The organism is Stenotrophomonas sp. MYb238, assembly GCF_009496535.1.
Taxonomy (GTDB): Bacteria; Pseudomonadota; Gammaproteobacteria; order Xanthomonadales; family Xanthomonadaceae; genus Stenotrophomonas.
On record NZ_WIDL01000009.1, the window covers coordinates 83,819 to 97,885 of the forward strand.

A 14,067-nucleotide genomic window follows, 5' to 3' on the forward strand; every position below is an offset into this window, starting at 1 on the left:
GTTCACGCGCCATCGTTGGCCGCCTTGACCGCATGCCCGCCGAAACCGCCGCGCATCTGCGCCAGCATGCGGTCGGCGAAGGAATTGGATTCGCGCGAGCGCAGGCGTTCGAGCAGCGAAAGGGTGATCACCGGCGCCGACACGTCCAGGTCGATCGCCTCGCGCACCGTCCAGCGCCCTTCGCCGGAGTCCTGCACGTACGGGGCGATGCCTTCCAGCCGTGGGTTGCGCTGCAGCGCCTCGGCGCCGAGGTCGAGCAGCCAGGAGCGCACCACGCTGCCGTGGCGCCACGTCTCGGCCACCTGCGCCAGGTCCAGGTCGAATTCCCGCTTCTTTTCCATCAGCGCGAAGCCCTCGGCATAGGCCTGCATCATCCCGTACTCGATGCCGTTGTGGACCATCTTGCAGAAGTGTCCGGCGCCGACCGGCCCCACGTGCGCCCAGCCGCGATCGGCCGCCGGCGCCAGCGCCGCCAGCGCCGGCCGCAGCCGCGCCAGCGCGTCGGCCTGGCCGCCGAGCATCAGGCAATACCCTTCCTGCAGGCCCCAGACGCCGCCGCTGGTGCCGCAGTCGACGAAGTCCACCTGCGCCTGCCCGCAGCGCTGCGCGCGGCGCAGCGACTCCCGGTACCAGGAGTTGCCGCCGTCCACCACCAGATCGCCGGGCGAGAGCAGCGGCAGCAGCTGTTCCAGCACCGGGTCGACCACGTCGGCCGGCACCATCAGCCACAGCGCGCGCGGTGCCGGCAGCGCCTGCACCAGCGCCTCCAGCGTCGCGGCCGTGGCCACGCCGGCGGCGGCCAGCCGTTCGCGCGCCTCCTGCCCCGGGTCGAAGCCGGTCACGGCGATGCCGCCGCGGTGCAGGCGCTGCGCCATGTTGGCGCCCATGCGTCCCAGCCCGATCATGCCCAGTTCCATGTTCCACCTCGTTGGTCGATGTAAGCGGTTCGCGCCGCGCATTCGCGCAGCTGCGCCTGCAGCCAGCGCCGGAACAGCGTGGTGTGCAGATTGTGCAGGGCCAGGTCGATGCTGTACGGCGTGCGCGGATTGCGGTCGAGCAGGCGCGCGATGTGATAGCCCAGCGGGCGGATGCCCTTGGGGTGCACGTAGATCATCAGCCCGCCGTAGACCGGGTCGGCCAGCAGCGCGTCCATCTGCGCCAGCAGCGGCCGCTGCGCCGGCGGCAACGCGGCGCGCAGGCGCGGATCGCGCTCGTACAGCAGCCGCTCGAAATAGCGCCTGCCGGCGCCGGGCATCTGCCGCGACAGTTCCCACAGGCGCCGGTTGAGGTCGTCGTAATGGGCGAAGCCGCCATGCCGCGCGAGCGCGGCGGCCGCCTCCGCGCTCACGTCGGTGATGACGAAGTTCTCGGCCTGGTTGTTGATGTCGTCCAGATGGCGCTTGTCCAATACATGCTCGATGAAGCCGGGCACGCCCATGAACGCCTGCCGCCCAAGCCGCGAGGTGCGCACGGCCTTGCCGTCGGCGAAGAACTCGCCCGCGTTCGCGCCGAGCAGGATGCTGGAGGTGCCGTGCAGGGTGAGGAAGGTGCCGATGGACAACTCGCCCGGCGCGAATTCGCGGTCGAAACCGGCGTCGCCGTACAACTCGCGCTGCGTGGCCAGCTGCGCGACCTGGCGGCCGACGCCGCACTCCGAACGCACATGGCCGCTGTAGAACGCCTCGATCGCGGCGGAATTGGAACCGGCCGGCGCGTAGCCGCGGCCGAAGCTGCGGAAGCGCTGCCAGCCCTGCGCCTCGGCACCGCGGAGCCCGAAGCCGATCCAGCCCAGCTGCAGCGCGGAGAAGCGATACCCCGGGTTGTCCTGCAGCCGGGCGGCGGCGCGGCGCGCGGCATCGCCCAGCTGGAACGCATAGGCGCACAGCGTCGCCGGGTCGTCGAGCAGGCCGCGGTAGAGGTCCGCACGCCGCGCGTCGCCGTAGGCCCGGGGAACATGGACGCGCAGGTCGCCATGGCGGTGCGCGTCGTCCAGCGAGGCGCGTCGGCACGGTTCGCCGCCGTGGACCTCGGGCGCGTCGGCATCGGTCTCGAGTACCTGCCAGCCGAGTCGCTGCAGCAGCGGCAGCACGCAGGCGGCACCATCGGCGGCCGGCGCCGGCGACGACAGGCCCAGCAGCGCCAACGCGCACCCCGCCAGCCAGGCCGGGACACGGGCGGCATGCGTCACCGCGCGCCGTCCCCGGGCGCGGCCGCCACCGGTGCCAGGTATTGCTGCAGCCGCTCGAAGAAATGCCGGTAGAACTGCGCGTCCTGCACCGTGCGGCTGGCCACGCGCACCAGCGAATCGTCCTTGCCGCCGAACGGCAGCGACACCGAGCCCAGCGCGCCGACGCCCACGCTGGCCGAGGTCGGCGATTTCTTCAGCGCGTAGCGGTCCTGCACCGCGCTGGCGAACACCTGCGCGCCAGCGCCGCCGCGTGGGGCGCAGGATACGCGCAGCACCAGCTGCTCGTGCAGCTCTTCCTCCGGCTGGAAATTCTTGTTGGCCTCGACGCTGTCGGCGCCGGCGCGGGTGATCGCGTAGCCCTGCCCCAACAGCGCGCGGCGTGCGGCCTCGCAGGCCTGCGCGGGGGTGGCGTCGACGTCGCGGGTATAGGTGTCGCCGGAATCGAACGATTCGCGCACCAGCGTGCTGTCGGCTGCGCGGTGGCCGCACCCGGCCACGACGGCGCAGGCCAAGACCAGCAACATGCGGAAAGAAGGCCCGTGCATGGCACCTCCACGATCGGGAAGGCGCTCAGCATAACGCCGCCAGCGTGGAGGAACGCTGACGGCGCATGGACCTGCGGGAACGTGGTTGTCCCGCGCTCAGTCGGCCCAGCGACCTGGGCCGGTGGACTGCGGCAGCACCTGCGCCGACAGCGGGCGGTCCTTCTCCAGCAGGTTCACCGCATCGGCCAGGATCGAGGCCGATTCCTTCAGCAGCGGGTCGGGGCGCTTCTCGGCGGCCTTCTCGCGCGCGGCATCCTTGACGATGTCGCGCTCGTTGCCGGTCAGGCCGTCGTCGTTGCCGTCGTCGGCCAGCGGGTCCAGCGGCAGGCCCAGTTCCTTGCGGATTTCCTGGCGCTGCTTGCGCTGCATGTCCTGCCTGTCGCGTTCGGCGCGACGCTCGGCCTCGTTGAGCGAGACGTACTTCTTCGCCGCCTCGGTGCGGAACTGCTGCACGTCCTCCTCCCACCACTTGAACTCGCGGTCGCTCTGGATGCGCGCGGCATGGCGCGTCTCCAGCCTGGGCAGGATCGGCGCGAAGTTGCCGTACTGGGTGTGCGGCACCGCGGCGATGCGGGTCCACGGCAGCGCGTTGTCGTAGGTGCTCTCGCCGAACTCGCTGGCATCCACGCTGGCCGGGAAGGCCAGGTCGGGCACCACGCCCTTGTGCTGGGTGGACGAGCCGCTGACGCGGAAGAACTGGGCGATGGTCAGCTTGACCTGGCCGAAGCGTTCCTTCTCGCTGGCCGGCCAGCGGTCCAGCGGCACCACGTTCTGCACGGTGCCCTTGCCGAAGGTGGTCTCGCCGATCACCAGGCCGCGGCCGTAGTCCTGGATGGCGCCGGCGAAGATCTCCGAGGCCGAGGCCGAACCGCGGTTGATCAGCACCGCCAGCGGGCCATCCCAGGCCACGGCCGGGTTGCGGTCGCTGTTGACGGTGACGCGGCCGCCGGATTCGCGCACCTGCACCACCGGACCCTGCTCGATGAACAGGCCGGTCAGTTCGATCGCCTCGTCCAGCGAGCCGCCGCCGTTGTTGCGCAGGTCCAGCACCACGCCGTCGAGCTTGTCGGCCTTGAAGCCGGCCAGCAGGCGGGCCACGTCGCGGGTGGCCGAGGCATAGTCGGCGGCGTTGCGGCGCCGGCCCTCGAAGTCCTGGTAGAAGGTCGGCAGCTTGACGATGCCGATGCGGCGCCCCGGTTCGCCGGCGGCGCCGGGAATGGTCATGGTCTCGCCCTTGGCGGCCTGCTCGGCCAGGCGCACCTTCTGCCGGGTCAGCGTCACCATGCGGTGCTTGCCGTCCAGGCCCTCGGCGGCGGGGATGAATTCCAGCCGCACCTGGGTGTCCTTGGCGCCGCGGATCTTGGCCACGACGTCGTCGATGCGCCAGCCGATCACGTCCTCGACCGCGCCAGAGCGGCCCTGGCCGACGCCGACGATGCGGTCGCCCGGCTTGAGCGTGCCGTCCACCGAGGCCGGGCCGCCGGCGATGATCTCGCGGATCACCACCACGTCGTCCTGGCGCTGCAGCTGCGCGCCGATGCCTTCCAGCGACAGCGACATGGCTTGGTTGAAGTTCTCGGCCGTGCGCGGGGTGAAGTAGTCGGTGTGCGGATCGACCGCGCGGGTATAGGCGTTCATGAAGAACGAGAACACGTCCTCGCCCTTCACCTCGTTGACCGACTTGAGCAGGGTGGCGTAGCGCTTGTCCAGGGTCTTGCGGATGTCGGCGGCCTGCTTGCCGGCCAGCTTGAGCCGCAGCCAGTCGTTCTTCACCGACTTGCGCCACAGCTCGTCCAGCTCGGCACTGGTCGCCCACGGCACATCCTTGCGGTCGTAGTCGAAACGCTCGCTGGTGGTGAAATCCGGTTCCTGCTTCAGCAGGCGCCGCGCGTAGGCCACGCGCTCGGTCACGCGCTGGCGGTAGACCGCGAACACCTGGAACGCCGGGTCCAGCTCGCCGGTGCGGATCGCCGTACCGGCCTGGGCGCCCAGCGGCGCGAAGCGGTCCACGTCCTCGCGGGTGAAGAACTGCTTGCCGCTGTCCAGCGACTCCAGATAGCGCTTGAACACGTCCTGCGAGGTCGCCGCGTCCAGCGGCCGCGGCCGGTAGGCGTAGCGGCTGTCGGACAGCAACCCGTAGACGAGCTTGGAGGTGGTCGCCTGGTCGACCGTCGCGGTGGACGGCAGTACCTGGCTGTCGGCGCGCGCCAGCAAGGCGGCCGGCGCGGTCAGCGCGAAGGCCAGCAGGAAAGCGGGAACTCGGTAGTTCATCAAGGTACTCGTGGCGCCGGGCGATGGAGGAAGACTGCGGATGACTCGGACAACGGGACAGTGCCGGAAGTTGCAGCGCTTGTCATCCGCAGCGCCCACAGCCTAGCGGCCCCGCCGTAGCGGGACGTGAACCGCCTGCAGGGCAAGGGGGGAAACAGGGGATGCCGCGCCGCCATGCGAGGCGGCCCGCCGGACACGGGAACCGGAGGCCGGATGGTCGATCGGCACCTCGCCGGTGCGCCACCGTCATTCCCGAACCTGCGGAAATGACGGCCGGAGGAAAGCCGCGGTCAGGGGCGCAATTCGGGTGCATGCAGGCATGCGTGAGACGGGAGCGCGCCACCCGGCATCAAGCACCCGCCAGGGGACCGCGTCGCATGCGCCCATCTGCCGCCGCGCCCCTCTTCAGCGTCCTTGGGCGAGGCAGAACGGGGGGCGACGGCGTGCAACGATGGCCTGGACTCAACCGACGCCGGCGCCGGCGGCCTGCCGGTCGGCATGGTAGGACGAGCGCACCATCGGGCCGGAGGCGACGTGGTGGAAGCCCAGCGCGTAGCCGTAGTCCTCCAGCGCCTTGTATTCCTCGGGCGTCCAGTAGCGCAGCACCGGGTGGTGGTGCGGGGTGGGTTGCAGGTACTGGCCGATGGTGACCATTTCCACGTCGTGCGCGCGCAGGTCGCGCAGGGTGGCCTGCACCTGTTCCAGGGTCTCGCCGAGGCCGAGCATGATGCCGGACTTGGTCGGCACCGCCGGATGCTGGGCCTTGAACTTCTGCAGCAGGGTCAGCGACCACTGGTAGTCCGCGCCCGGGCGCACGTTGCGGTACAGGTCCGGCACGGTCTCGATGTTGTGGTTGAACACGTCCGGCGGGTTGGCCGCCAGGATCTCCAGCGCGCGCTCCATGCGGCCCTTGCCGCGGAAATCCGGGGTCAGGATCTCGATGCGGGTGCCCGGGCTGAACTCGCGGATGGCACTGATGCAGTCGACGAAATGGCCGGCGCCGCCGTCGCGCAGGTCGTCGCGGTCGACGCTGGTGACCACCACGTACTTCAGGCCCATGTCCTTGACCGTCTGCGCCAGATGCAGCGGCTCGGCCGCGTCCGGCGGCTTGGGCCGGCCGTGGGCGACGTCGCAGAACGAACAGCGGCGGGTGCAGACCTCGCCCAGGATCATGAAGGTGGCGGTGCCGTGGCCGAAGCATTCGTGGATGTTCGGGCAGCTGGCCTCCTCGCACACCGTCACCAGGCGGTTCTCGCGCAGCTTGGCCTTGAGCTGCTGCACGGCGTTGCCGGAAGGGATGCGCACGCGGATCCACGAGGGCTTGCGCAGCACCGGCGCGTCGGCGAACTGCACCGGCGAGCGGTTGATCTTGTCGCCACCGAGCTGCTTGGCGCCGGCCTGCAGCGGCGCGGACGGGGTGTCGCCCTGCAGGACCTGCAGGGGAATGGAGCGGCTGGTGGATTCAGTCATGGCGTTCCGGCGGCGTCAGGGCCGCATGGTCAGGTCGGGCAATCCGGGATCGTCGTGCAGGTCCAGTCCGAACTGCCGGGCCAGATGGGACAGCAGCACCGGCTTGACCGCCTCGATGCCCGAAGGACCGCCCAAGTCTAGCACCGAGGTCACCTGCATCCCGGCATAACCGCAGGGATTGATGCGGTGGAAGGGCTCCAGGTCGAGGCCGACGTTGAAGGCCAGCCCGTGGAAGCTGCAGCCGCGGCGCACGCGGATGCCGAGCGCGGCGATCTTGGCGCCGCCGACGTAGACGCCCGGCGCGCCTTCCAGGCGCTCGGCGACGATATTCCATTCGTCCAGCGTGTCGATGATGGCCTGCTCGATGCGGCACACGTAGTCGCGCACGCCGATGCCGAGCCGGCGCAGGTCCAGCAGCGGGTAGACCACGATCTGGCCGGGGCCGTGGTAGGTCACCTGGCCGCCGCGGTCCACGTGCAGCACGGGGATCTCGCCCGGCGCCAGCACGTGCTCGTCCTTGCCGGCCTGGCCCAGGGTGAACACCGGCTCGTGCTCGACCACCCACAGCTCGTCGGTGGTGGCGTCGTCGCGGGCGTCGGTGAAGCGCTGCATCGCGTGCCAGACCGGCTCGTAGGCCTGGCGGCCGAGGTCGCGCAGCGTCGCCGGGCGGACCCGACCGGCGCGCACGGCGTCGGCCGGGCAGGCGCCTACAGCGTCCACTTCACTTCCGGGTGGTTGCGCAGGGCTTCGTGCGCGGCGTCGTACTGCTCGCGGCTGTCGGCCCTGAAGGCGATGCGCACGGACACGTACTTGCCGTTGGACGAATGCTTCCAGCTGATGCGCTCGCTGAGCACATCCACGCCGGCCTGCTGCAGCAGCTGCGGCAGCTCTTGTTCCAGCCCGGCGTTGGCCGCGCCCATGGCGCTCAACTCGAAGGTGCCGGGGAACTGGAAGCCGTGTTCGGGGTTGTCGGACTTGATTTCCATGCCCGCCATTATCGGGGCGCAGGCGGGCAAACCCAAGGTCGGCAACGGCGAAAGGGCCGCTGCGGGCGGCCCTTTCGCGGAAAGCTGCGTTGTCGGCCCGGGATCGGTGCCGGCCGCCGGCCGGACCCGATCCGGGCTGCCGGCCAGGGCCGGCGCGGCGCCCTTACTTGGACAGTTCCAGCAGGGTGGAGGACACCCAGCCCTTGTTGCCCAGTTCGTCCTCGACCTCCCACATCACGCCTTCCTTGTTGCCGGTCGGGTACAGCATCATGCCCGGGTCCAGCGAACGCACCGGCGCGCCGGTGCCCTTGGCGTTGGCCAGCAGGCGGCCCGGACGGGTCACCGTCACCGCCTGCTGGGCGTTGGCCGCCGAGGCGTTTTCCGGCAGGCCGCCGAGCTGGGCGACGATGTCGGTATAGGCCTGCAGGTAGGCCATGGTGATGACCTGGCCGATCTCGGTGTTGGCGTAGCCGCCGACGCCGGCCGCGCCGAAGCCGCTGCCGCCGAACAGGCCGCCGCCGGCGCCGAAGCCGATGTCGCTCTTGCGCGCCGAGCCTTCGGAGATCGCGACCTGCTCGGAGGAGCGCACGTCGGTCACGGTCAGCACCACGTCGGCGGTCTTGCTGCGGAAGTTCAGGCCGCCGACGATCGCGCCGGCCTTGCCGCCGATCAGCCCGCCCAGCAGGCCGCCGATGGCGTTGCCGCCGGCGTTGCTGTTCTGCGAGACCAGGTCGGGGATCATCACGTAGTCGGCGGCCTTGATCTGGCCCTTGCCGACGTTGGAACGGCCGCGCAGGTCGCCGCTGGCGGCCAGCTCACGCTCGAACTGGCCGGCGGCCATGCCGGCGCCGCGGTCCACCAGGGTGAAGCAGCGCGAGCGGTTGACGAACACCTTGATCAGCCGCGACGGCGCCGGCAGCTGCTGGCCGGTCCACCAGTTGGTGGCGTCTTCCGGCTCGATCACCGAGATGGTGCCGATCGGGCGCTGGCACACCGGGATCTGGGCGGCGGCCTGCTTGCGCTGTTCCTGGGCCTGGGTACCGGTGTTCTTGAACGCCGCCTGCGCCGGCTGGCTGGAGACGACCGCGGCGATGCCCACGGTCAGGGCAGCCGCCATCAACGGCGAAAAGACATTACGCATAGCTGTGTATTCCCCATTAACCTGCGCCTCGCGGGGGCGCGTTCCATTGGTCTGAAAACCCGGCGACAGGTCCTGGTCCTTGCGGGCAGCCAGTCCGGCAAGCGCGGAGTGTCGGCGGCGATGCTACCGCAGGGCCATGACGGTTTCCAACCTCCGTCCGTCACGGTTTGCGGCCCCCGTGGACCCGCCCCGGCGGCGGGTCCGCGGCGCTGCAACGATGTGATCCGCCGTCCTCACTGCGTCCATGCGCGAACGGCCGGTAAGCTGCGCGCACTTTCCCCGAACCGGATACGAGTGGATGGATATCCGCCCCTGGCTGCCCCTGGCCCTGGCATTGGCGCTCGCCGGCAACGACGACGCACACGCCGCGCCTCCCCGTCCCGATACCTGCACCGGCAGCGCCCTGCGCGACCACCCGCCGGCGGTCAACTTCCGCGTCGACAACGACCTGTTCGGCGGCGCCCACCAGGACCAGGGCTATACCAACGGTGCGCTGCTGACCTTCGTCTCGCCCAACCTGGTCGATTACACCGACGACCCCTGCCTGCCGGCTCCTGCGCGCTGGATCAACCGTCACCTGGAGCGGTTGCAGCCGGGCGGGTTCGAGCAGCAGAACATGATCTTCAGCATCGGCCAGGGGCTGTTCACGCCGACCGACAGCACCCGCACCGACCTGATCGAGGACGACCGTCCGTATGCCGGCGTGCTGCTGGCCAATTTCGGCTACAACGCGCGCAAAGGCGACCGCCTGCGCACCACCCAGCTGGCGGTGGGCATGGTCGGCCCGTCGGCGCAGGGCAGGCAGGTGCAGGATGCGGTGCACAGCGTGCTGCACGACGAGAAGTTCATGGGCTGGAAGCACCAGCTGCACGACGAGCCGGTGTTCCGGCTGCTGCACGAGCGCATGCGGCGCTGGCCGGCCAACGCGCCGGGCGGCTGGGGCTGGGATGCGATCAGCCACTGGGGAGGCGCGGTCGGCAACCTGGCGACCTACGCCAATGCCGGCGCCGAGGTGCGTCTGGGCTGGAAGCTGCCGGACGATTTCGGCAGTTCGCCGATGCGCCCGGCCGGCGAGAACACCGCGCCGACCCGCGACGGCCGCGCGCCGGGCTGGTCGACGCACCTGTTCATGACCACCGACGCGCGCTGGGTGCTGCGCGACATCACCCTGGACGGCAACACCTTCCGCCACAGCCACAGCGTGGACAAGCGCCCGCTCGTGGCCGACATCGGCTATGGCGTGGCGGTGATGCGCGGCAAGTGGAAATTCGCCCTGGCCCGCTACCACCGCACCCGCGAGTTCGAGGGACAGAAGGAGCGGCCGCTGTTCGGCAGCTTCACCATCAGCCGCACGCTGTAGCCGCGGCACCTGCGAAAAAAAAGCCGGCTTGCGCCGGCTTTTTTCATGCGTCCGCTCAGGACTTCCACCACATCATGAAGGCGTCCCACAGGCGCTTGAAGAAGCCGCCCTCCTCCACCGCCTGCACCGCCACCAGCGGCGACTCGGCGACGATCTTGCCGTCCAACGCCACCTTCACCGTACCGATCTGCTGGCCCGCGGCAATCGGCGCCACCAGCTGCCTGGGCACGTCCATGCTGGGCTTGAGGTCCGCATAGCGGCCGCGCGGCACGCTGACCAGCAGCGGCTGCGCCACGCCCAGCTGCACTTCGTCGGCGGCGCCCTTCCATACGTGCTGCGTGGTCACCGCCTTGCCGGTTTCGTAGAGGCGGTGGGTCTCGAAGAAGCGGAAGCCCCAGTTGAGCAGCGCCAGGCTGTCGTCGGCACGCTGCTTTTCCGAGGCGCCGCCCATCAGCACCGCGATCAGGCGCTGGTCGCCGCGCTGGGCCGAGCTGAGCAGGCAGTAGCCGGCCGCCGAGGTATGGCCGGTCTTGATGCCGTCCACGCTCGCGTCGCGCCACAGCAGCAGGTTGCGGTTGGGCTGGGTGATGTTGCCTACGGTGAATTCCTTGATCTTGTTGTAGGCGTAAGTTTCCGGGTAATCGCGCACGAACGCGCGGCCCAGCAGCGCCAGGTCGTAGGCGCTGGACTGGTGGCCCTCGGCGGTCAGGCCGTGGGCGTTGACGAAGTGCGAGTCCTTCATGCCGAGCTTGGCGGCATAGTTGTTCATCAGCGCAGCAAAGGCTTCCTGGCTGCCGGCGGCGTGCTCGGCCAGGGCGATGGCGGCGTCGTTGCCCGACTGGATCGCCATGCCCTTTTCCATGTCCTCCAGGCGCGCGGTCTGGTTGACCGGGAAGCCGCTGTAGCTGCCGTCGGTGCCGGCGCCGCCCTCGCGCCAGGCGCGCTCGCTCATCATCACCTGGTCGTCGGGCTTGATCTTGCCGTTGCGGGTCTCGGCCGCCAGCACGTAGGACGTCATCACCTTGGTGATGCTGGCCGGCGGCAGCGGCATGTGGATGTTCTCGCCGGCCAGCACCTGCCCGGAGGCGTAGTCCATCAGCACCCAGGCGCTGGACTTGGACGGCACCGGGGCCGGCGGGATCGCCACCTGGGCGGGTGCGGCGGCGGCGGCCGGCGCGGGCGTCGGAACCGGGGTGGGCGTCTGGGCGGAGGCCAGGCCGATGGCGAACGTCGTGGCCATGGCGGCGGCGGCAAAGCGGAATTTCATCGGAAAGCGGTTCCTGTCGGGACAAGGAATGGAAAACAGGCGGTCATTGTAGGACGTGCGGACGCTATCGCATCGGTGGCAGCGTCGCGCGGACGCGGCCGGCGGAGCGTTACGGCCGGCGGCAGGACCGCGGTCAATCGCGCACGATCTGCGGCCTGCCGAACCCCAGACCGGCGATGCGGCCGGCAAGTTCCGCCGCCTTGGCCACGTCGTCGGCCGGCACCCGCAGGCGCCACAGCGTGCGGCCGCCGCTGACGACATCGCTGAGCGTGGCGCCGGCGATGCCGGCCGCGCTCAGCTGCCCCAAAGCGCGGGAAGCGTTGTCGCGGCTGGAGAAACTGGCGACCTGCAGCAGGATCGCGCCCAGCGCGCGCGCCGCCGCGTCGGGCGCCGGCGTTGGCGCCGCCGGTGCGATGGCCGCGGAAGCCGGCGGCGGGGACGCCGTGGCGGTGGAAGCAGGCAGCGCCTGCACGGCCACGGCCTGCGCCGCCGGACCGGCGGCGCTGACTTCGGCCGGGCGCGGGACAGCCGGCGTCGGCAACCGCTCGACCAGTTGGTCCATGCGGCTGGGCGCTGGCGCGGCCGCGGCGGCGGTCGTGGCAGCCGGCACCGCGGTACGGCCGCGTGCCGGGCGCGGCCTGTCGCCGGCGGCCAGCAGGTTGTCGCTGCCCGGCGCCAGCCCGCGCACCTCCACCCGGCCGGTGCCGCGCTGGGTGATGCCCAGCCGCACCGCCGCGGCGTAGCTCAGGTCGATCACCCGGCCGTCGTGGAACGGGCCGCGGTCGTTGACCCGCACGATCACCGACTCGCCGTTGTCCAGGTTGGTGACGCGGGCAAAGCTGGGCAGCGGCAGCGTCTTGTGCGCGGCGGTGAACTGGTACATGTCGTAGACCTCGCGATTGGAGGTCAGGCGGCCGTGGAACTTGGCGCCGTAATAGGACGCGGTGCCCTGCTCGACGTATTCGTCGACCCGCTCCATCACCCGGTATTCCTTGCCCAGCACCACGTACGGCGACCTGTTGCCGACGGCCGAACGCGGCTCCTCGCGCACCACCGGCTCGGGAATGCAGGCCACGTCGGGCACGTAGTCGGGCGTGCTGTCCTTCACGCCCGGGCGGTACAGGCCGCCGGCGACGTAATTGCCGCGCGTGCCGGGATCCTCCTGCGCCTTGGCGTAGGGCGAGCCCTCCGGGCAATGCGGCGGACGGCCGCCACGCCCCTGCACCACGCTGCCGGCCGGCTGGCCCTGGCCGTGGCCGGCGGACTTCGGCTTGGGCGGCGCGCTGCTGCAGGCGGCCAGCCCGAGCACGATCAACGCGGGGACCAGCCAGCGGATGTTCATGCCGGCGGCAACTCGCGGCCGGCGATGGCCTGCGACAGCTGGAACACGGCCATCGCGTACATCTTGGAGAGGTTGTAGCGGGTGATCGCGTAGTAGTTCTGGAAGCCCAGCCAGTACTGCTTGCCGTTGCTGCCTTCCAGCGTGATCGGCGTGGCGGTGGCGCCGGCCGCACGCACCGGCACGACCGGGTGGTAACCGCTCGCGGCCAGGGCGTCCAGGCCCAGGTTCGGCGTCCAGTCGACCGGGTTGAGTTCCTCGCGGCCGGCATCGAGCGTGGCCGGCACCGCGACCGTGCCGCCGCGCACCCAGCCGCCCTTCTTCACGAAGTAGTTGGCGATGGAGGCGAACACGTCATCAAAGCTGTTGAACAGGTCGCGGCGGCCGTCGCCATCGCCGTCCACGGCGTAGTCCAGGTAGCTGGAGGGCATGAACTGGCCCATGCCCATCGCCCCGGCGTAGCTGCCCTTGAGCGCGGCGATGTCCAGCTTCTCCAGCGCGCCCAGTTCGAACAGCTTGGCCAGTTCGTCGCGGAAGAACAGTTCGCGCCGCACCTCGCGCTCGAGTTTTTCCGGGTCGCCGCTGCGCGGGTACTTGAACGCCAGCGTGTACAGCGCGTCGAGCACGCGGTGGTTGCCGGCATTGGCGCCGTAGCTGGTCTCCACCCCGATGATCGCCACGATCACCTCGGCCGGCACGCCGGTGCGGTCCTGCACGCGCTGGAGTTCGGCGCGATGCTGGGCCAGGAACTTTTTGCCGCCGTCGATGCGCGCCTGGCTGATGAACATCGGCCGGTACTCGTTCCACGGCTTGACCCGCTCGGCCGGGCGCGACATGGCGGCGATGATCGGTTCGCGGATCTGCGCCTGCGCCAGCACCGATTCGATATAGGCCGGGTCCAGTTTGTAGCGCGCGGCGGTGTCGCGCACGAAGTTGGCGCGCGCGGTCTCGAACGGCACCGGGGTCAGGTCCACCGGCGGCAGGTCCGGTTTGCGCTCCGGCGCGGCTTCGGCCGGTGCAGTGCCCTTGCCGACCGGTTTTTCCACCGGTTGCGGGGCGGGGGCGGGAGCCTGGGGCTGGGTCGCGCAGGCGACCATGCCCAGGGTGAGACAGCAGACCAGGACGCGTCGAATCATCGGCCGAGATTAACAGGTCATGGATGAATTTCCATCAATAACACCATGAATCGCAACGGGATTGAAGCTTGCCCCCTGGTTCCTGTGGAAGCGCGGATACAACGCATCGCGAGGCAGGAAAACTGAATACGCAGAATGTCAGAAAGCCCCGCGAGTCGATGTCGGACAACGCCTTGGCCGAGGCGCGGGATTCTCCGACAGCAGGTCGAGCGCCGACGGACAGGGAAGCGGCAGGCTGACGCCGCGTGGTCCGCGTGCGACGTGTGACTGGGCTTCCAGCGGCGAAATCAACGGTAAGCGGCGCGAATCCTGCGGAAAACCGGGGTACCGGCCGCACCTCCCATCCCGTGGGTGCGGCCGGTAC

Annotated in this window: 12 protein-coding genes; 1 reads left to right on the forward strand and 11 read right to left on the reverse strand. The window is 70.3% G+C overall.

Features of this window, described 5'->3' with window-relative positions; translation table 11 throughout:
• Positions 1-2 precede the first annotated feature (2 nt).
• From gnd to CQ393_RS08100, 8 genes are all read right to left on the reverse strand, one after another.
• Positions 3-917, reverse strand: a complete 915-nt coding sequence (gene gnd, locus CQ393_RS08065; protein ID WP_153191041.1) for a phosphogluconate dehydrogenase (NAD(+)-dependent, decarboxylating) — start codon at positions 915-917, stop codon at positions 3-5.
• Positions 902-2,137 carry a hypothetical protein gene (locus CQ393_RS08070; protein WP_153191102.1) on the reverse strand — a complete coding sequence of 412 codons (1,236 nt, stop codon included), beginning with the start codon at positions 2,135-2,137 and terminating at the stop codon, positions 902-904. The genes gnd and CQ393_RS08070 overlap by 16 nt, the downstream gene beginning before the upstream one ends.
• A 47-nt stretch (positions 2,138-2,184) precedes the next feature.
• Positions 2,185-2,733, reverse strand: coding sequence for a DUF2242 domain-containing protein (locus CQ393_RS08075; protein ID WP_153191042.1), 549 nt, complete (start codon positions 2,731-2,733; stop codon positions 2,185-2,187).
• A gap of 96 nt (positions 2,734-2,829) precedes the next feature.
• Complete coding sequence (locus CQ393_RS08080; protein WP_153191043.1) at positions 2,830-5,004, reverse strand: carboxy terminal-processing peptidase; 2,175 nt, start codon at positions 5,002-5,004, stop codon at positions 2,830-2,832.
• A gap of 462 nt (positions 5,005-5,466) precedes the next feature.
• A complete protein-coding gene (gene lipA, locus CQ393_RS08085; RefSeq protein WP_153191044.1) occupies positions 5,467-6,474 on the reverse strand; it encodes a lipoyl synthase in 1,008 nt (335 codons plus the stop codon).
• Between the two features lie 15 nt (positions 6,475-6,489).
• The gene (gene lipB, locus CQ393_RS08090; RefSeq protein ID WP_343199843.1) at positions 6,490-7,194 is read right to left on the reverse strand and encodes a lipoyl(octanoyl) transferase LipB; all 705 of its coding nucleotides are present in this window, start codon (positions 7,192-7,194) and stop codon (positions 6,490-6,492) included.
• Entirely contained in the window at positions 7,182-7,460 is a 279-nt protein-coding gene (locus tag CQ393_RS18220; RefSeq protein ID WP_228114354.1) for a DUF493 family protein, read from the reverse strand. Before CQ393_RS18220 ends, lipB begins: the two co-directional genes overlap by 13 nt.
• A gap of 163 nt (positions 7,461-7,623) precedes the next feature.
• Positions 7,624-8,577 (reverse strand): CsgG/HfaB family protein, encoded by a 954-nt coding sequence (locus CQ393_RS08100; RefSeq protein ID WP_153191103.1) that lies wholly within the window; start codon positions 8,575-8,577, stop codon positions 7,624-7,626.
• Between the two features lie 322 nt (positions 8,578-8,899).
• Here CQ393_RS08100 and CQ393_RS08105 point away from each other — a divergent pair, with 322 nt between their 5' ends.
• Entirely contained in the window at positions 8,900-9,961 is a 1,062-nt protein-coding gene (locus tag CQ393_RS08105) for a lipid A deacylase LpxR family protein (RefSeq protein ID WP_153191047.1), read from the forward strand.
• Between the two features lie 55 nt (positions 9,962-10,016).
• On the opposite strand, the gene CQ393_RS08110 is transcribed toward CQ393_RS08105, so the two are convergent.
• From CQ393_RS08110 to mltB, 3 genes are all read right to left on the reverse strand, one after another.
• Positions 10,017-11,228 carry a D-alanyl-D-alanine carboxypeptidase family protein gene (locus CQ393_RS08110; RefSeq protein WP_153191048.1) on the reverse strand — a complete coding sequence of 404 codons (1,212 nt, stop codon included), beginning with the start codon at positions 11,226-11,228 and terminating at the stop codon, positions 10,017-10,019.
• A gap of 133 nt (positions 11,229-11,361) precedes the next feature.
• Positions 11,362-12,570, reverse strand: a complete 1,209-nt coding sequence (locus CQ393_RS08115) for a septal ring lytic transglycosylase RlpA family protein (RefSeq protein ID WP_153191049.1) — start codon at positions 12,568-12,570, stop codon at positions 11,362-11,364.
• Positions 12,567-13,703, reverse strand: a complete 1,137-nt coding sequence (mltB, locus tag CQ393_RS08120) for a lytic murein transglycosylase B (RefSeq protein ID WP_153191050.1) — start codon at positions 13,701-13,703, stop codon at positions 12,567-12,569. Before mltB ends, CQ393_RS08115 begins: the two co-directional genes overlap by 4 nt.
• Positions 13,704-14,067: the final 364 nt, after the last annotated feature.

What these genes read in the sequence shown, in the direction of transcription:
- gnd (WP_153191041.1), bottom strand. Translation starts at nt 917, where the DNA reads ATGGAACTGGGCATGATCGGGCTGGGACGCATGGGCGCCAACATGGCG.
- CQ393_RS08115 (WP_153191049.1), bottom strand. Translation starts at nt 12,570, where the DNA reads ATGAACATCCGCTGGCTGGTCCCCGCGTTGATCGTGCTCGGGCTGGCC.
- CQ393_RS08080 (WP_153191043.1), bottom strand. Translation starts at nt 5,004, where the DNA reads ATGAACTACCGAGTTCCCGCTTTCCTGCTGGCCTTCGCGCTGACCGCG.
- mltB (WP_153191050.1), bottom strand. Translation starts at nt 13,703, where the DNA reads ATGATTCGACGCGTCCTGGTCTGCTGTCTCACCCTGGGCATGGTCGCC.
- CQ393_RS18220 (WP_228114354.1), bottom strand. Translation starts at nt 7,460, where the DNA reads ATGGAAATCAAGTCCGACAACCCCGAACACGGCTTCCAGTTCCCCGGC.
- lipA (WP_153191044.1), bottom strand. Translation starts at nt 6,474, where the DNA reads ATGACTGAATCCACCAGCCGCTCCATTCCCCTGCAGGTCCTGCAGGGC.
- CQ393_RS08100 (WP_153191103.1), bottom strand. Translation starts at nt 8,577, where the DNA reads ATGGCGGCTGCCCTGACCGTGGGCATCGCCGCGGTCGTCTCCAGCCAG.
- CQ393_RS08105 (WP_153191047.1), top strand. Translation starts at nt 8,900, where the DNA reads ATGGATATCCGCCCCTGGCTGCCCCTGGCCCTGGCATTGGCGCTCGCC.
- CQ393_RS08110 (WP_153191048.1), bottom strand. Translation starts at nt 11,228, where the DNA reads ATGAAATTCCGCTTTGCCGCCGCCGCCATGGCCACGACGTTCGCCATC.
- CQ393_RS08075 (WP_153191042.1), bottom strand. Translation starts at nt 2,733, where the DNA reads ATGCACGGGCCTTCTTTCCGCATGTTGCTGGTCTTGGCCTGCGCCGTC.